The organism is Burkholderia sp. BCC1972 (genome assembly GCF_905339605.1).
In the GTDB taxonomy this organism is placed as follows: domain Bacteria; phylum Pseudomonadota; class Gammaproteobacteria; order Burkholderiales; family Burkholderiaceae; genus Burkholderia.
In genome coordinates this window covers 88096-105431 of sequence record NZ_CAJPGH010000020.1, presented here as the reverse complement: position 1 = coordinate 105431, position 17336 = coordinate 88096, and the positions used below count along the sequence as shown (strand labels likewise).

The following is a 17336-nucleotide window of genomic DNA, read 5'->3' as shown; positions in this document are numbered from 1 at the left end:
CGTGCTCCCTGGTGCCTCGCTGCCGAGGCGCCCGCACGGGAGAGACGCCGCGATCGCCGGTAGGCCGGGCCCGCGCGCGACGTCTGCCCGAACGTCATGAATGCGCGTGCTCCGGCTGCGCGGGTGCCGCGAATTCGGCCGGCGCGTACCAGCCGGCAAGCATTTCGGTACAACGCGTGACGACGTACTGCGCAGCGGCGTTGCCGTGCAACGAGTGATCGAGCGCGTCCTGCATATCGACGGATACGTTCGGCCAATGCGCGAACGCACGGGATGCGGGGCCGAAATGCCGGACGAGCGAGTCGACGCCCGCATCGAATGTGCCGTAGACGAGATGGGTACGGATGCCGCGCGCCGACATGTCTCGCAGCAATCCCCGAGGCGTCTCGCAACCCGGACACCAGCCGAAATGCTCGCCGACACGTTTGATGGGCACGGTCATGACGCCCGTGACGAAACGGAACGCGGCACGCAGGACCGGCCGCAGATCGCGCCCTTCGAGCATCAGCCGACGCAGCTTGTGGCGGCTGCGCAGCGACGCCCAATAGCCGCGCATCGAATTGGTCTGGTTATTGACGGCATTCGCGAGTGTTTCTCCCCGTGGCCATATGAAAACCGGAAGATTGACCGCAATCACGCCGGCGAAATGCTCGCGCGCAGCGGCATGAAGCGACGCGTACGCTCCGGAGCAAATCCCGAACGCCACGATCTCGCGATGTCCCTGTTCCTTCAGCCAGTCGGCTGCGGATGCAATATCGTCAATCACCTGGTCCGAGTACGGAACGTCCGACTGATCGTCTCTCGCACGCGGGCCGCTGTCGCCGACGCCGCTCGAATCGACGCGCAGGCTGCTGATACCCGATGCAGCGAGCGACCGGGCAAGTCGAACCGCAAACCGGCCGTCGGCAACATGCGGATTGGCCGCCGTATTGGTGATCAACAGCGTCGGCGCGGCAGCACGCCGGGTGCTGCCGGCCGGTTCGCACAACACGCCGACCAGCCGCCCTGGCCCCACGGAGATCACTCGCTCGATGCAGCCCTCGCCCGACAGGGTCATGGCTGACTCGGCACCCCGCACGGGAGCGCGCACGGCCGCATCGGAACCATCGTCGACCCAGTTCGCGATCGTATCGAGCAATCCTTCGGGCAGCCGCGACCAGACAGGCTCCCGCATGAGGCCGCCCCAGTCGGGACAGGTCCGCGTATCGACCGGCACACCGCGTGCCTGGAGCGCGTCCGACAGCGCAGGACCGTCGCCGTACGGCGTATCGACGAGCAGCGCGCGCGCCGGCAACGCCTGGAGTTGTCCGGCAGACTCACACAAGTTGATGCCCCGCAGTGCCGCGACGAGATCGTCGGGATACGCGTGCCCGAGCACGTGGAGAGGCCGTTCGTCTCGAACCGCCTCCCGCACGGCCGGCGGCACGTTGTCGAGCCAGCGTTGCGCGACGAGAGAAAGCTCGCGCAGGTAGCCGCGGCCGCGCACCACCGGCGCCAGCGCGACGAAGCGCGTGAATCCGGGGATGCCGTCCGCGGCGAGGAGCGCCAATGCGGCGCCGGCGCGCACGCCGACGAGCGTCAGCGTGTCCGACGCGACACGCTCGCGCAGCGCATCGGCGGCATGCCGAACGCTCTCGAGCATGTGGTTGAAGCGGTCGGCGTCATGTTCGTCGCCCAGCGAGTCGCCACTCGCGGGATAGTGGAATCGCAGCACCGGAAAGCCGCGCTCGGCGAGATGCTCGGCGAGCGCGCGTACGAGTTTGTGAAGCCAGAGCGCCTCGTGACCGAGCGGCTCGCAAATCACGATGCCATGTGGGCGATGGCCCGCGTGAAACCAGCCGACACATCCGTTGAACTGAATGGGTGTCATGATCCGGTCCTTTCGCCATACACCTGATGGTTCGTCGCGCCGCTGGATGCCTGCCGCATGCCGCGAAGCAGGCATCCGGGCACCGGAGACGGCTGCGCGTGCGTCCGGGTGAGCGTTAACTCGCGGCCGGAACGAGGCTGCATGTACGCCTGGCCGAATAAACCGAATCGGGAACGACTGACGTTGCGACGATGCGAGCCGGCTCCCCGTAACCGGCTCCGTCCTTGCGTATCGATTTGGGTTCCCACGGAAACGCCTGTATGTGAAAACACCCGCGTGACCGTCCGGGTCCGGCGAGTGCCTGTCGAGGATCGCCTGACCTGCAAGCGCCTCTGAGTTGAGATTGGTCTTGGTAATTTATTAGTTCGGACGACGTTACATTTCTGTTCGTTCCCCCGGATCAGCTTGACAGGCCAGACACGACAACCTGCTCGGATAGCGGCGATTAAGCCATCCAATCCCGACGCGTTCCGTACGTCACATTACATTTTCACAACACACCGTCTCGGACTTGCGGCGCCGCTTCCACGCAAGGCTCGCATTACCGGTCGCGCACGGTCGCCCCAACCGACCGCTCGGCACGCGTGAGCCATATTGGCGTTCGTCCGTCGACGTGCAGATCTGCGCCCGGTCGCGAACCCGCCCGGTCGATTGTCCCTGGCGGCATCATCGGCACTCGATCGCCATGGCGCTGTCGAGCCGGTCGTACTCCGGCGCGACAATGCGCGCCGGAGTACACGATTGAACACCGTCCGGCACCGTACGTATGTGAGGAACCTCACTCAACTCGTCACACGAATATCGGTCCGCCGCATCAGGCTCCGCACAACCGCTATTGCCCCAGTCTTGGAATCATCACGACCGTCGGGGCAGCGCTATAGGTGACCGTCATCGCATCGCCTGGCTTCAGATCGATGAGACCGTTCGTCAAGCCGGCGGCATAGGCCGCCTGCCCGTTTCGCGACACGGCGATCGACGATACGGTACCGCCGGTAACAGACATGCTGACCCCGCTGAGGTTGCGGTTCGCGAACGTCCATGGCGAAGGACCGACCGTCTGCGCGACCGGGTTGAGCTGCACCCCAAGACCGACAAATCCGTTCTGAGCGATGTTGTCCTCGCCCCACGCAGTAGAACTCCACGAACTCGAGGAAATCAGCGTGTCGATCGCCCGCGGATAATTGACGGGCTGAGCCATGTAATTGCCACGAACTTTGAGAGATGCGCCGGCGACAAGCGTTCCGATCGTTATGAAACGGGCGAGTCCATTGCAGCAGCCGATGTTTTCTCCGACGTTGTCGCTGATCTCCGTGACATTCGCGCAAGAGCCATCCACGTATATCCCGTCCTTTGATATGCCGGATAGCTGGTTTTTCGAAACGATGCAATTGCGAGTGTTGTACAAGGCAATTCCGGACACCGCGCTCAATCCCCCAGTCCCTGTGAACGTGATGGACGCGCCGTTTGCGATTCCGGTTCCAGTAATGTTGTTCGACAGAGTGACTGTCGGACCGTTGCCATTACCCGACACCGCGGTTACATACGTGCCTGTCGGAATGTTCGCTCCGGATACCCCCTGGCCGACTGCACAGCCACGCGCCGACGGATAAGGCGTAAACGTCAGCGTGTTGGTCCCTGCCGCCGACGCGGCCGAGGTCACGATGGTCTGCGACGCCATGCAGACCATCGGCGTGAATACGATGGCGGCACCATTTGCGACGGTGCCCGTCACGCCCTTGCTGAGCGTCACTGAAGTCGCCGTCACACCGGTCACGAAGGTTCCAGCCGCGATGTTGGGACCGCTGACGGTCTGCCCGATCGAGACGCCGGTCGTTTCATCGCCTGGCGATCCGAAACCGTAGAGATCGTTGCAAGTCACGCCCGTCGTCGTGGAGAACGTGAGCACGGTGGCGCCGCTCGCAGCAGAAGCCGTCGACGAAATCGTCGCCCCGAACAGGCCGACGCCCGAAAAGATCACGGCCGCACCACTGGGAACGGTCGCTTTCCTGTCCAGCGTGACCGTCGAAGTGCCCGCCGATACAACCATACCGATCTGTACGCTCGTCGATCCATTGAAATACCACGCGGTCATGCCGACCGCGACGCCAGGCGTATTGGCAAAGTTCAGTGTCATCGATGCCGACGTCGCACCGATCGTCGTCAACGGGAATCCGTTCTTGTTGTTGGGATCCCATGCATTGCTGATCGTGTTCTGCGAGATGTTGACGTGAATGTTGTTTCCAGCTGGTTGCCACAGTCCGATCGGCGTTCCCGCAGCGTTCTTGATCGTGTTGTTGACGATCGTGATATGCGAGTTGTTGAATCCGGCAGTTGCGGTCACGACCAATGCCCCATAGCCGATCGGTCCATTCGGCGAATTGACGATTGCACCGATATTCGATTGAACGCCGCACGTATCCAGAACGTTGTTCGCGATCGTCACATTGTCGTTGCCGTACGACTGGTAAACACTCGTCAACTCCGATGCGACATATATGCCGGCCGCCATCGGGTTGTAGATCTGGTTGTCGGTCACCGTGATGTCTTGCGCCCCGACGATCGCTACGCCACGCGCATATTTGGTTCCGACGACCCGGTTGTTTGCGATCGTGACACGGCGGGGCCGGACGCCCTCGTTGAAATAACCCACCACCGCAAACGCGTCGTCGCCGCCGTTGATCACTTCGTTGTTCGTAATCGTGATATCAGCGCTTGCCTTCGTCACATGAATGCCGTCATGCCAGATGTTGAGCAGCGTATTGCCGAACACCTTGCCGTTGACACAACTGCGCATCAGCGCGCCGCCGCCGGCCGAATTATTGAACTTGCATCCCGAGATTTCGAACTGGCTGCAGCCCTGCAAGTTGATCGAACCGGCGTTCTCGTCGGGGTAATACGCGGTCGCATTCACTGAAAAGAATTGCAGATTCCGGATTTTGAAATTACTGGCGCCGCTCCAGTAGATCACCGAATTCTGTCCGTGCGACGTCGTGCATTGCAGGATCGAGTCCCACCCGGCTCCGACGATCGATGCCGTTGCCGTCAGCGTATTGCTGTACAGGTAAGTCCCCGGCGGGAAATACAGCGGGATCCCGGCATTGAGCGCCACCTGGAGTGCCGCCGTATCGTCAGTCACGCCGTCACCCTTCACCCCGAACCGCCTCACGCTCATCGGGAGGTCGACCAGTTCCTGCAGCAGCGGCCGGGCGGTCAGACCCGTCGCGTTACCCACAACGTATGTAGCCGGAAATTCTGCTGTCATTCAAGCGCTCCATATCGCCGCGATTCAATCGCGATGCAAAGAAGTCAAAAAATGGGGGAATCCGAATGGAATGGGCGAGCACGATCGTTTGTGCTCGCCCATTCCAGAATAGAGGCGACAATCTCGACAAACAGTGCGTGAAATGGCCTAAGCCAGGTTCGATGCGCACGCAACAACCTGGAACGCATGCCTCGCCGTATCGCCCTCGAGAACGTGGCGCGCAGGCACTTCTTACACTGCTGCACAGCCGCAATCGGGAACGTTGACCACCTTTCCACCTCGCCGCCCCACCTCATCCAAAAAAGATCGTACGTATCGGTAGAAACACCGATGCTGTAGTCAAACTACATTCGTACGATTGGTCGCTGCGGAGAATCGCTACATCCGAATCGACCGTGCGGGACGGTCCGCGTCGCCGTCCTCGATGTTCGATCGGGCCCAACCGGCCGTAACGATTCCCCGCCTGGCCTGGCGTGCCGACGCGCAACCACCCTGCAGCGCCAGCCGAATACCTCCGGTGCGAATCCACCGGTCGTGCGCAGCTCCAGACATCATCCGAACAACCGGCAATACGATCATGGAGAACAACATGCGAGACAAACTCTGGCCGGCCGTCGTGCTGGCAGCGACCCTCTGCACCACCGCCTACGCCGGCGACGCCGATTTCAATTCGCAGGGCGACGCGACCGATACATTCGCGTCGGCCGCCGCGCAACGACGCGCCGACCTGCTCGTGCGCAAGATGACGCTCGACGAGAAGCTTCAGTTCATTCATTCGCAATACGAAATGTCCAAGGTGCCGGGCGGCGGCGCCGGCTACATCCAGGGCGTGCCGCGGCTCGGCATTCCCGATCTCAACATGGTCGATTCGGCGACCGGCTCCGGCAGCACGTCGCAGGCCAGCACGACGTTCCCCGCGACGATCGCCGTCGCCGCGAGCTGGGATCGCCGCCTGTCGTACGACTTCGGCAAGCAGGTCGCGATCCAGTTGCGCGCGCAAGGGTTCGGCATGGGCCTCGGCGGCGGCACCAACCTCGCGCGCGAGCCGCGCGGCGGCCGCCTGTTCGAGTATCTCGGCGAAGACCCGCTGCTCGCCGGCGACCTGCTCGCCGAACGCACGCTCGCCACGCAGCGGCAGAAGGTCATCGCGACGATCAAGCACTACGCCGGCAACGAACAGGAGCACGGCCGGATGGGCGGCAACACGCAGATCGACGAGCGTACGCTGCGCGAGCTTTACCTGCTGCCGTTCGAGATCGCCGCGAAGCGCGGTCGACCCGGCAGCGTGATGTGCAGCTACAACCGCTTGAACGGCGCGTATGCGTGTGAAAACAATCACCTGCTGAACGACGTGCTGAAAAACGAATGGGGCTTCCAGGGCCAGGTGCAGTCGGACTGGGGCGCCACGCACAGCACCGCGGCCGCGATCAACGCGGGGCTCGACGAGGAAGAAGACGTCGGGCCGAGCGTGTACCTGACGCCGGCAGCGGTCAAGCAGGCGATCGCGAACGGCTCGGTGTCGACCGCACGCCTCGACGACATGGTGCGCCGCAAGCTCGCCGTGATGATCCGCGTCGGCGTGATGGACGATCCGGCCAAGGGCGGCGGCACGATCGATTTCGCCGCGGCAAACCGGTTCGCGCAGGCGGCCTCCGAGCAGTCGATCGTCCTGTTGAAGAACGACGGCAACCAGTTGCCGCTGGCCGCGTCGGCGCTGTCGCGTATCGCCGTGATCGGCGGCCATGCGGACACGGCCGTGCTGTCCGGCGGCGGTTCCGGCAACACGCGCGATCCGGTCTCGGGTTCGTTCGCGGGCTGCGGCGGCCTGACGTTCGGTTCGTCGACGGGCTGCAGCTGGTGGCGCAATCCGTGGCTGAAGGTCGACGTGCCGATCGTCGCGGCGATCCGCGCGCTCGCGCCGGCCGCGCAGGTCACGTACGCGGGCAACAGCGACCAGCAGTCGCCGTTCCGCGCGTACACGCAGCAGGAGATCGACCAGGCCGCGGCGCTCGCGGGCCGCTCGGATGTCGCGATCGTCGTGGTCGCGCAGCCGGCCGGCGAGGATTTCGGCGACCTGCAGAGCCTGAGCCTCGCGAACCCGTCGAACCAGGATGCGCTCGTCGAAGCCGTCGCGCGGGCGAATCCGCACACGATCGTCGTCGTCCAGAGCGGCAATCCGGTGCTGATGCCGTGGAAGGACAACGTGTCCGCCATCGTCGAGGCGTGGTATCCGGGCGAAGCCGGCGGCAAGGCGATCGCGAACGTGCTGTTCGGCGCGGTCAATCCGTCGGGCAAGCTGCCCGTCACGTTCCCGGCGCGCGATCAGGATTCGCCGACCTGGGGGCAAAACGGCGCGTTCGACAACGACCCCGTCTACGCGGAAAAGCTGAACATGGGCTATCGCTGGTATGACGCGCGCAACATCAAGCCGATGTTCGAGTTCGGCCACGGGTTGTCGTATACCCACTTCGCGTATTCGGGGCTGTCGGTGTCGAAGCAATGGGACGGCTCGCTGAGCGTCGCCTTCACCGTGCGCAACGACGGGCGCGTCGCCGGCGCGGAAACGCCGCAGGTCTATCTCGGCGTGCCGTACAAGGACGAACCGCCGAAGCGGCTGGTCGGCTGGGAAAAGATCCGGCTGAATCCGGGCGAGGCGCGGCATGTGCGCGTGAACGTATCGCCTCGCATGCAGAGCGTGTGGGACACGTCGCGTAACGGCTGGCGGGTCGTATCGGGCGGGACGGTGTATGTCGGTGCGTCGTCGCGCGATATCCGGCTGCAAGGCAACTGATCGCCGCCGGACCAGCGGGGAGCCGCGCGCCGCGTGCCCGGCTTCCCCGTGCCTGCCGATCATCCGAACGGCGCTACCGGAGCAGCAGCGCCAGCACCGTCGCGAGCGCGGCCATCACGACGATCGCCGCCGCCACGCCGGCCAGATGCGCGGCAACCACCAGGCCGGCCGGCAATCGCGATGCGATGCCGGCCATCACGCACCGCCCGCTTCCAGCGTGTCGAGCAGCGGCCGCGCCAGATGCAGGATCTGGTACACCGTGCCGGCCGCGCCGTCGTCCGGTTCGTGATCCGTGACGAGCGCACGCGTCAGCCGCCAGCGCAGCGGATCGAGACTGACGGCAGCCGCCACCACCCCCTGCCGTGCCGCGACTTCGCGATTACGCGCAATCTCTCGTGCAAGTGTCGCGTCGAGATCGGCATCCGCCGGAATATCGAGGGTTTCCAGACGCGCAAAGCGTCCCGTCGCTGCCGCGCCCTTGCGCGCATCGAGCGCGACCTGCGCGTCGATCGGCGCGCGCCCGAAGCTGTCCGTCACGACCCGATAGCGGCCGTCCGTCACGAAGCGGGCGAACGCCTGCTCGCTGCGCCACAGGTAGAACGACGCATAACCGTTTTCCGTCGCGCCGAAACGGCCTGCTTCGCGAAGCAGGAACCCCTTGAACAGCAATTCCGGCGTGTCGTCCCACAGCCTGCCGCGCTCGCGCACGCGATTCCGGATGATCTCGAGGTCGTAGTCCGCCGGCAGGCGGTGCACGTAGTACGCGGTCAGCATGATCGACTCCTGGCGAAAGAAACGGCGGGACATCACGACGGCTTGGGAACAGCGTAGAAGACCTTGAATCATTTGAAAAGACGATGGCATCATATTTCAATGATTCGTTTTTAAAATGGATGAGTGCGCGATGAAAACGCTCGACATCGAAGCCGTGCAGGCGTTCGTGCTGACCGCCGACCTCAAGAGCTTCACCCGGGCCGCCGAGGCAATGGACACGACGCAGTCGGCGGTGAGCCTGAAGATCAAGCGGCTCGAAGACGGTCTCGGCCGCCGCCTGCTGGAACGCACGCCGCGGCAGGTGCGCCTGTCGGCCGACGGCGCCGCGTTCCTGGAGCCGGCACGCGAACTGGTCGCCGCTCACCACGGTGCGGTCGGCGCATTCGGCACGGGGCAGCGGCGGCTGGTGATCGGCGTCAGCCACCATGTCGTCGGCGCCGATCTCCCGATGCTGCTGCGGCGCATGAGCGAAGCGGAACCGGCGCTCGTGCTCGAGATCCGCGTCGCGGCGTCACGCGACGTGCTCGATGCATTCGACCGCGGCCAGCTCGACGCGGCCGTCGCGCTGCAGCACGACAGCCGGCGGCTCGACGGCGAAACCATCCTGTCGGAGTCGTTCGGCTGGATGGCGGCGGCGGATTTCGAGTACCATCCGCCGCAACCGCTGCGGCTGGCCACGCAAGCCGAGCCGTGCAGCGTGCGCCGCATGGCGGTCGGCGCGCTGGACGAAGCCGGTGTCGCGTGGACGGAAGTCTTTGTCGGCGGCGGTGTCGCGACGATCGGCGCGGCGGTGTCCGCGGGGCTCGCCGTCGCGGCGCTCGGGCATCGCGTGGCGCCCGCCGGCACGATCGACGTGGGCACGCAATACGGGCTGCCGCCATTGCCGGCGCGCGACGTGGTGCTTTACTCGAACCAGACCGATGCGCAGGCGAGGCAAGCGTTGCGCACGCTGGGCGCGGCGCTGCGGGCGTCGGTCGGCGTGCGCTGACGCCGGGCGCGGTATGCTTCGACAGGCGCCGCGCATCCGCGACCGCCGAGACAGACAACATCCGGAATACGGGCAGGCGATTGCATCGAGCATGCTTGCCCCTGACGATCGACGTGACTTACACCCTATCCGCACCCCGTACGACCGAACTCGAGATCCGCAAGAGCCGCTTCATCGGGTTCGCGATCCCCGTCGACGACCGCGACGCCGCGATGCAGGTGCTGCAGCGCCTGCGCGACGAGCACCCGACGGCCACCCATGTGTGCTGGGCATTGCTGGCCGGCGGCCAGTCGGGCATGTCGGACGACGGCGAGCCGTCGGGCACGGCTGGCCGCCCCATTCTCGAAGTGCTGCGTCATCACGATCTCGACGGCGTGCTCGGCGCGGTCGTGCGTTACTACGGCGGTGTGAAGCTCAGTGCGGGTGGCCTGGTGCGCGCCTATACGGACGCGATCGCCTCGGCGCTGCTCGATGCGGAGCGTGTCGAGCGGATTCGCCAGACGCGCCTCGCGATCGAGATCGGCTACCCCGAGGAGGCGCGCGTGCGCCGCTGGATCGAACAGGCCGCGTACGAACTGGTGGACAGCGCGTACGGGATGACGGTGAAGCTGGTGATCAAGCTGCCGGAAACCGCCGAGGCCGATGCGAGAACCGCGCTGTTCGACCTGACGCAGGGGCGCGCGGGTTTCCCGGCGCTTTGACGCGCGGGCAAGGCACCCACCTTCCCCGCTGTGCCCGATCAAGCCTGACGCATTCCGGCGTCAGTAAGTATCCGGCACGATCATGTCGTCCGGCGTCGGCCGGCGGATGTAATCCTCGTGATGCTCGCGCGGCGGCAGGTCGATCGACGGGTGCGGCACCTCGTGATACGGCACCTGGCTCAGCAGGTGGTGGATGCAGTTCAGCCGCGCGCGCTTCTTGTCGACGGCCTGCACGACCCACCACGGCGCTTCCGGAATGTGCGTGCGTTGCAGCATCTCTTCCTTCGCGGCCGTATAGGCCTCCCAGCGGCGGCGGCTTTCGAGGTCCATCGGGCTCAGCTTCCACTGCTTCAGCGGATCCTGGATCCGCGCCTGGAAGCGCACTTCCTGCTCGTGATCAGTGATCGAGAACCAGTACTTGACGATCTGGATGCCGCTGCGCACGAGCATCTTCTCGAACTCGGGCACCGACCGGAAGAACTCCTCGTACTCGTCGTCGGTGCAGAAATTCATCACGCGCTCGACGCCCGCGCGGTTGTACCAGCTGCGGTCGAACAGCACGATCTCGCCGCCTGCCGGCAGATGCGCGACGTAGCGCTGGAAGTACCATTGCGTGCGCTCGCGGTTGTTCGGCGCAGGCAGCGCGGCGACACGACACACGCGCGGGTTCAGACGCTGCGTGATGCGCTTGATCGCGCCGCCCTTGCCGGCCGCGTCGCGCCCTTCGAAAATGACGACGAGCCGATGCCCGGTGCTCACGACCCAGTCCTGCAGCTTCACGAGCTCGCCCTGCAGCCGGAACAGCTCGCGGAAATATTCCTTGCGCGCCTCGCGGCGCTCTTGCGAAAACAGCAATGCGTCGCCGTCGTCGAAGCGCCGGTCGTCGAGTTCCATCTCGAGCTCTTCGTCGTACGCGTCGACGAGATCCTCTTCGAAACGGCGCTGGCGCGCTTCCATCGAGTTCGTATCGAGGTTGTCGGTCTCGGTGCGGGTATCGTTGTCGCCCATGGGGCCTCCTTCCGTCATTGACGCAGCCAAACTCCACCATTATCCCAGTGTCGCGCGTCAAATTCATGAAAACGGGCGGCCACGCCCGTCAGAAGCGGAAGTTCAGCAGCACGCTGGCCAGCACGGGGTTCGCCGAAATGTCGAACGTGTTCGATGCGAGGGTCCGGTTCGGCTGGCTGATGTCGAGCGTGATCCTGGTCCGCAGCGGGACGTAGGTGACCATCCCGGTGACCCAGAGCCGGCGCGTGAGCTGGTAGCTCGCGCCGACGGTGAACACCGGCTCCCACACGCTCTTCACCTTCGCGGACACGTTGGTCTTCCCCGACAGCAGCAGGTCGCCGCCGGCATCCCAGATTCGCTGGAACAACGCCGGGTCGAGCAGCAGCGACTGCAGGCTGCCGATGTCCGCGCCCGCCGCGAGCAGCCCGCCGAGCGACGCCAGCTTGCGCTGGAACACGGGGTTCAGGTTCGTGTTCGTGAAACGCGTGTAGCTGATGCCGATGCCCGCGAACGGGCGGAAACGATCGTCCCGCTCGCCCAGGTAGTACTTGAACACGACGGAGCCGAGCCACGCGCGCGTGGTCGCGAGCGGGTTGCTTTGCGTGTTCGCGAGATCGATCAGCGGAAAGCGCCCGTGGACGCCGGCAAAGATGCGATCGAGCGGCAGCGCGATGCTGCCGTGCCCGCGCAACGTCAGCACCGGCGGAATGCCGCCCCCGAGTTCGGCCGCCCAGTTCTCCGAGAAAAAGTGAGTGAACGTGAACGCCAGCGTGTTCGTATTGCTGAGCGACAGACTCGAACCCTGGTTCTGGAAGCTGTTCAGTCCGAGCGCGTCGGTGCGCGTCGTCACCGGCGTCGACCGGCCGGTCGTCGCGATGAAGTGCCAGCCGAGGCCGACCATGTTGCGGTCGTCGCCCGCCAGTTGCTCGAGCAACGGCGGCGCTTGCGCGGCCGGCAGGTCGGGCAGCCGCGAAGGATCGACCGGATGCAGTTCGTACGGCATCCGGTCCGCGTGGACGACGCCGCCGGCCGGGGCGCCATCTGCCGGTGCGTCATGCGGCGCGGCCGAATCGCAGCCGCCGGCCGCATCGTTGTCGTCGAAGCCGATACCGTCCACGCCATCGTCGCGCGCTGCCGCGCACGCGCGCCCCGCTCCGCCGGTTCGCTGCCCGAGCGTGATCTTGCGTGCGGTCAGCGGGACGGCGTCGGGTGGCGCCGCGTCGGCCGAAGCGCCGTTGCGCCCGCCGCGTGCCGGCCCCGCGTCGGTCGCCCACGCGCTCGCATCGAACCCGTCCGCGTCGCCGCCCGGCCAGAAGCCGATGCCGTCGGCGCCGGCTTGCCAGCGCGGTTCCGCGTCGCCGTCCGGCTGCGGCGCACCGTGCGCGGCGGCCGCGCATGCGAACAGCGTCGCGCCGAGCCAGCGCGACAGCGGACGCGCGGAACCCGGCCGCGCGCGGCGGCGGCACGTGTCGCGATTCGCCATCGGCTCAGGCCGGCACGCCGAACAGGCGCTGGCGGATCCGGTACAGCGGCTCGAACAGCCATTCGAGCAGGCTGCGCCGCTCCAGCACGACGTCGGCCTTCAGCATCATCCCGGCCCGCAGCGACAACGGTCGCCCTTCGAACGACAGTGTGCGATCGGCGAGTTCGACCCAGGTCTTGAAGTAGGTCTGCGGCGCGGCCGCGTCGCCGGGCAGGTTCAGTTCCTTCGCCGAGAACGCAACGGGCGAGATCGACAGCACCTTGCCGCGATAGGTGCCGAACTTCTCGACCGGATAGCTTGCGTACGCAACCTTCACTTCCTGTCCCTTCTTCACGAAGCCGGCCTTCGACGACGGAATGTAGACCTCGGCGATCAGCCCGTCGGCCTTCGCGGGCAGGATCTCGACGACGCGCGTGCCGGGCGGGTCGATCACGCCGCCCTGCACGACATCGAGCCGCACGATCTGCCCGTCGGCCGGCGCGTACAGCACCTGGTTCACGTTCTCGTCGATGTTGTATTCCTTCGCATTCAGTTCTTCCTGCTTGATCTTCAGCTCGGCGTTCGCGCCGTCGTACTTGCTCTGCATCGTGTCGAGATCGCCGCGCAGCTTCATCGCGTTCTTCGCCAGCTCGGCACGGCGCAGCAGCAGGTCCTGGTACGCCTGCCCGGCCTGCAGGTACTGCGTGTTGACCTGGTTGTACTGCTCGAGCGTCACGACCTGCTCGTCGAGCAGCTGCTTCACGCGTGCGCGCCGTTCGCCGTATTCGTCGACGATGCGCTTCTGGTCCTGGATCTGCCGGTCGATCAGCCCGCGGCTCTCGCCCTGCGCGGCGATCTGCTGGTTGATCTGCTGCACCGACGACCGGTATTCAAGCTGCGCCGCGTCGATCTGCTGCTTCACCTCGACGCGCTGCCGGTCGAGCGCCATGCGCATCCCCTGCACGTTGTTCGCCTGGCTGACGAAGCTCGTGTCGCGCGTCACCGCGAGCAGCCGCTGGCCGGCCTTCACGTGCTGGTCCTTGCCGACGTAGATGTCGCGCACGGCCCAGCCCGGCGGCGCACTGACGCCGATCAGCCCGGAGCGCGGCGTCAGCATCCCCGACACGCTCTCGGTATTCGCGTAGCTCAGTTCGACGAGCGCGGTGACGAACATCGCGAACATCGCCAGCGACAGGTAGCAGAAGAACCGCATCGACACCGGCACGTCGACGACGCCGTGGATCACGGTGCCGAAGGTCGTGCCGCGCGCGAGCTTGCGCGACGGCTTCTGTTCTCGGAGGGCGGAGTTCCAGGTCGGCATGGGGCAGGCTCGTCAGGAGCGACGCCGCGCGGCCGCATCGAGCAGCGGCGCCGGCATCAGGTAAGGCGTGAAGTGTTCCCAGAAATGCCATTGCTCCGGCTGGCGCACGAGCGCCTGTTCGAGCCGGTCGACGATGCGCTGGTGCGTCGCGCGCACCGGCGACGCGTCGTCGTCCGCGCCGAGCATCGGCGCGAGCGGGCTGGCCGCGAGCTCGGTGAAATGCACCGCGCAGCGATCGCGGAACGGCACGCCCGTCGCGTACGCGACGAGCAGCGGAATCCCCTGCTCGACCGCAAGCTTCACGCCGCCGCCGGCCATCCGCACCCAGCGCCCGCCGAGCCGGCAGCGGTTGGTCTTGCCGAACTTGCCGTGCAGGTCGGAGAACAGCAGGAACACGGGCGCCTCGCGCCGCAGGCTCGTGATCAGCCGCCGCAGGTGCACGCGCTCCTCGATGTCGATGAACTCGACCTCGCCGGCACCGTATTCGGCAACGAGCCGCAGCGCATCGTCGAAGAACGCACCGGGCGCATCGCGGTGCAGGATCACCATCAGCTTGCGGTCGTCCGGAATCATGAAGCGCAGCTTCGTGACGAACAGCATCAGGTTGCCGAAGTGCAGCCCCGCGAGCATCAGCGGGCCGCCGCGTGCGAGCGCCGCGTGCAACTGGTCGTCGCCTTCGCACGCCATGCCGTCGATCATCGACTTCATCGATTCGAGGCTGTGCGTGCGCAGCTTGAGCCCCGCGAACTCGGCCTCGAACAGCTCGCGCACGATCGCGGCCGACACTTCGCGCACGCGCCGCGGATCGTCGTTCAGGTGCGCGCTCAGCATGTAGGCGACCGCGCGTTCGACCGATTCGCGAATGCGCGGAAAGCAGCGCAGGCACGCGCCCGAGCACCAGCGCATCAGCCGCAGCCCGCGCGCGGGCGACGTGCGCAACGCGACCGCACGCACCGCGCGGCGCACGAGGAACGCGTACGAGAACGGATTGAGCAGGAAGAGTCGCCCGAGCATCACCGCATCTCCTCGTTCGCGCGCCATGCGTCGGTCGCATCGATCAGGATGCCTTCGTTCATCTGGTAGATGCGGTCGACCATCGACAGGATCGACGCGTCGTGCGTGACGAGCACGATCGTGCACGGCAGCGTCAGCACGTTGCGGCAGATCTCGTGCGTCGTCGCCTGGTCGAGGTTCGACGAAAACTCGTCGAGGATCAGCAGGCGCGGCTCGCAATACAGCGCCCGCGCGATCAGCAGCCGCTGCATCTGGCCGGCCGACAGGAATTTCTGCGTATCGCCAAGCGGCGTGTCGTAGCGGTGGTCGAGCCGCTCGATCTCGTCGTGGATGCAGGCCAGCTTCGCCGCGTCGAACATCGCGCCGATCCGCGGCGCCGGCGCGAAGTTCGTGATGTTGTCGCGGATCGTCCCGCGAAACAGCTGGTCGGACTGCGTGACGGCCGCGAGATGCTTGCGGTACTGCCGCAGGTTGACTTCCGCGAGATCGACGCCGCCGACGAACAGCGTGCCGCGATCCGGCCGCACGAGCCCGCAGATCAGGTTCAGCAGCGTCGTCTTGCCGCTGCCGGTGCGGCCGACGATCGCGATCTTGCCGCCGGCCGGCACGTCGAGCGCGATGTCGCGCAGGATCGGGCGATTGCCGCCCTTCGGCGTGTACGACAGTGCGCGGATCGACAGCGCGCCGTCGAACCCGTCGACCGGCCGCACGACCGCGTCCGGCGCGGGCTCCTCGGTCTCGGTCTGCAGCACGTCGGCGACGCGGTCCATGTGAACCTGCAGCACCTTGCGGCGCACGTAGAGCTGGATCGAGTCGATGAACTTGTCCGCGAACAGGTTCTTGTACTGGATGAACGCGTAGATCACGCCGATCGTGCTCTGGCCGTGCATCACGAGCCACGCGCCGTAGGTCACGATCACCAGTTGCTCGACATGCACGATTCCCTTCGAGATCGCATCGAACAGCAGTTGCAGCCGCTCCTGCTGGCGCATCGCCTGCAGCTTCTGCGTGAACGCGTTGACCCACAGGCTGCTGCGCGCGGTCTCGGCCGACAGCAGCTTGATCGAATGCGCGGAGCGGATGTTCTCGATCAGCAGCGCATCGGCCTCGGCGCCGCGCGTGAGGATCTGCGACATCGCGTCCTGCAGCTGCGGCTGGATCGCGAGCCGGCTCAGCGCGAACAGCACCATCCCGGCCAGGCTGATGCCGGCCAGCACCGGGCTGTAGTACAGCATCAGCACGAGCGTCAGCGTGCAGGTGACGACGTTCAGCAGGCCGCCGACCAGCCCGTCGACGAGAAAGCGCCCGACCTCCGACACCGACGACACGCGCGAAATCGAATCGCCGGTGTTGTGGAACAGGAAATAGCCGATCGGCAGCCGCGCGAGATGGCCGACCATGTTCGCCGACAGCTGCTGCGACACGATGTTGCGCAGGTAGCTCTTGATGTTGCCGACGAGGTTCGCGTACAGCGTGTCGAACAGGAACACGATCGCGAACAGGATCGTCAGCAGGTACAGGATGTCGACGTCGGTCTTCTTCAGCGCCTCGTCGATCGTCAGTTGCACGTACGACGGGCCGAGCAGCAGCAGGAGCTGCGCGGCGACACCGCCCGCGATGCCGATCGCGAGGCTCTTGCGGATGCCCGTCAGCCCTTCGAGGTAGTCGCGCAGCCGGATCCGGTCGGCCTGCCCCGCCCGCGTGAAGCCGATGTCCGGATTCAGTTCGAGCGCATAGCCGGTGATGTGCGTGAGCGCCTGCGCGAGCGGCAGCTTCGTCTCGCCGAGCGCGGGATCAACGATGTGCACGCTGCCGTAGCCGACCTTCGTCAGCACGACATAGTGATTCATCCCCCAGTGCAGGATGCACGGCGTCTTGAGCGCGTCGAGTTCGCCCGCGTCGAACTGCAGCCCGCGGGCGCGCAGCCCGAGATCGTTCGAGATCTCCATCAGGTCGAAGAACGACAGCCCGGAATCGATCCGGACCGGATAGCGGTTGCGCAGCGTGCGCAACGTCGTTTCGCGCCCGTGCCACGACGCGATCATCGCGAGGCAGGCCAGGCCGCACTCCGTCACCTCGTCCTGCAGGACCGGACGGACTTTACGCGTATTGAAGAGCATGGTCGGGCACCCGGGGCGCGACGAC

The 17336-nt window shown here is 65.8% G+C and carries 12 protein-coding genes; 3 read left to right on the top strand and 9 right to left on the bottom strand.

Annotation, left to right across the window (positions count from 1 at the left end; translation table 11 throughout):
• Positions 1–94: 94 nt before the first annotated feature.
• Entirely contained in the window at positions 95–1870 is a 1776-nt protein-coding gene (locus tag U5798_RS25690) for a serine aminopeptidase domain-containing protein (protein ID WP_124447969.1), read from the bottom strand.
• Between the two features lie 832 nt (positions 1871–2702).
• On the bottom strand, positions 2703–5132 hold the full coding sequence (locus tag U5798_RS25685) for a glycosyl hydrolase family 28-related protein (RefSeq protein WP_322083614.1): 2430 nt from the start codon (positions 5130–5132) through the stop codon (positions 2703–2705).
• A 589-nt stretch (positions 5133–5721) separates the two neighbouring features.
• Between U5798_RS25685 and U5798_RS25680 the strand changes: the two genes are divergently transcribed.
• Positions 5722–7923, top strand: coding sequence for a glycoside hydrolase family 3 C-terminal domain-containing protein (locus tag U5798_RS25680; RefSeq protein ID WP_322083613.1), 2202 nt, complete (start codon positions 5722–5724; stop codon positions 7921–7923).
• A gap of 73 nt (positions 7924–7996) precedes the next feature.
• Here the strand turns inward: U5798_RS25680 and U5798_RS25675 are convergent, their stop codons facing one another.
• Both U5798_RS25675 and U5798_RS25670 read right to left on the bottom strand, forming a co-directional pair.
• On the bottom strand, positions 7997–8119 hold the full coding sequence (locus U5798_RS25675; protein WP_260434796.1) for a hypothetical protein: 123 nt from the start codon (positions 8117–8119) through the stop codon (positions 7997–7999).
• A complete protein-coding gene (locus U5798_RS25670) occupies positions 8119–8697 on the bottom strand; it encodes a DUF4865 family protein (RefSeq protein WP_322083612.1) in 579 nt (192 codons plus the stop codon). The genes U5798_RS25675 and U5798_RS25670 overlap by 1 nt, the downstream gene beginning before the upstream one ends.
• 130 nt (positions 8698–8827) lie before the next feature.
• Here U5798_RS25670 and U5798_RS25665 point away from each other — a divergent pair, with 130 nt between their 5' ends.
• The gene (locus U5798_RS25665; protein ID WP_322083611.1) at positions 8828–9685 is read left to right on the top strand and encodes a LysR family transcriptional regulator; all 858 of its coding nucleotides are present in this window, start codon (positions 8828–8830) and stop codon (positions 9683–9685) included.
• Positions 9686–9798: 113 nt separating this feature from the next.
• Complete coding sequence (locus U5798_RS25660; RefSeq protein ID WP_322083640.1) at positions 9799–10386, top strand: YigZ family protein; 588 nt, start codon at positions 9799–9801, stop codon at positions 10384–10386.
• Positions 10387–10446: 60 nt separating this feature from the next.
• Here U5798_RS25660 and ppk2 read toward each other — a convergent pair whose 3' ends face one another.
• The 5 genes from ppk2 to U5798_RS25635 form a co-directional block, all read right to left on the bottom strand.
• The gene (gene ppk2, locus U5798_RS25655; protein WP_124447983.1) at positions 10447–11394 is read right to left on the bottom strand and encodes a polyphosphate kinase 2; all 948 of its coding nucleotides are present in this window, start codon (positions 11392–11394) and stop codon (positions 10447–10449) included.
• Positions 11395–11482: 88 nt separating this feature from the next.
• Entirely contained in the window at positions 11483–12877 is a 1395-nt protein-coding gene (locus tag U5798_RS25650; protein WP_322083610.1) for an OmpW/AlkL family protein, read from the bottom strand.
• A gap of 4 nt (positions 12878–12881) precedes the next feature.
• Positions 12882–14177 (bottom strand): HlyD family secretion protein, encoded by a 1296-nt coding sequence (locus tag U5798_RS25645; protein ID WP_322083609.1) that lies wholly within the window; start codon positions 14175–14177, stop codon positions 12882–12884.
• A 12-nt stretch (positions 14178–14189) separates the two neighbouring features.
• A complete protein-coding gene (locus tag U5798_RS25640) occupies positions 14190–15194 on the bottom strand; it encodes a hypothetical protein (RefSeq protein WP_322083608.1) in 1005 nt (334 codons plus the stop codon).
• Positions 15191–17311 carry a peptidase domain-containing ABC transporter gene (locus U5798_RS25635; RefSeq protein ID WP_124447991.1) on the bottom strand — a complete coding sequence of 707 codons (2121 nt, stop codon included), beginning with the start codon at positions 17309–17311 and terminating at the stop codon, positions 15191–15193. Before U5798_RS25635 ends, U5798_RS25640 begins: the two co-directional genes overlap by 4 nt.
• Between the last annotated feature and the right edge of the window lie 25 nt (positions 17312–17336).

Bases quoted from the DNA above. Each gene is read 5' to 3' on its own strand.
- U5798_RS25690 (WP_124447969.1), bottom strand. From the start codon at position 1,870: ATGACACCCATTCAGTTCAACGGATGTGTCGGCTGGTTTCACGCGGGC.
- U5798_RS25685 (WP_322083614.1), bottom strand. From the start codon at position 5,132: ATGACAGCAGAATTTCCGGCTACATACGTTGTGGGTAACGCGACGGGT.
- U5798_RS25680 (WP_322083613.1), top strand. From the start codon at position 5,722: ATGCGAGACAAACTCTGGCCGGCCGTCGTGCTGGCAGCGACCCTCTGC.
- U5798_RS25675 (WP_260434796.1), bottom strand. From the start codon at position 8,119: ATGGCCGGCATCGCATCGCGATTGCCGGCCGGCCTGGTGGTTGCCGCG.
- U5798_RS25670 (WP_322083612.1), bottom strand. From the start codon at position 8,697: ATGCTGACCGCGTACTACGTGCACCGCCTGCCGGCGGACTACGACCTC.
- U5798_RS25665 (WP_322083611.1), top strand. From the start codon at position 8,828: ATGAAAACGCTCGACATCGAAGCCGTGCAGGCGTTCGTGCTGACCGCC.
- ppk2 (WP_124447983.1), bottom strand. From the start codon at position 11,394: ATGGGCGACAACGATACCCGCACCGAGACCGACAACCTCGATACGAAC.
- U5798_RS25650 (WP_322083610.1), bottom strand. From the start codon at position 12,877: ATGGCGAATCGCGACACGTGCCGCCGCCGCGCGCGGCCGGGTTCCGCG.
- U5798_RS25645 (WP_322083609.1), bottom strand. From the start codon at position 14,177: ATGCCGACCTGGAACTCCGCCCTCCGAGAACAGAAGCCGTCGCGCAAG.
- U5798_RS25635 (WP_124447991.1), bottom strand. From the start codon at position 17,311: ATGCTCTTCAATACGCGTAAAGTCCGTCCGGTCCTGCAGGACGAGGTG.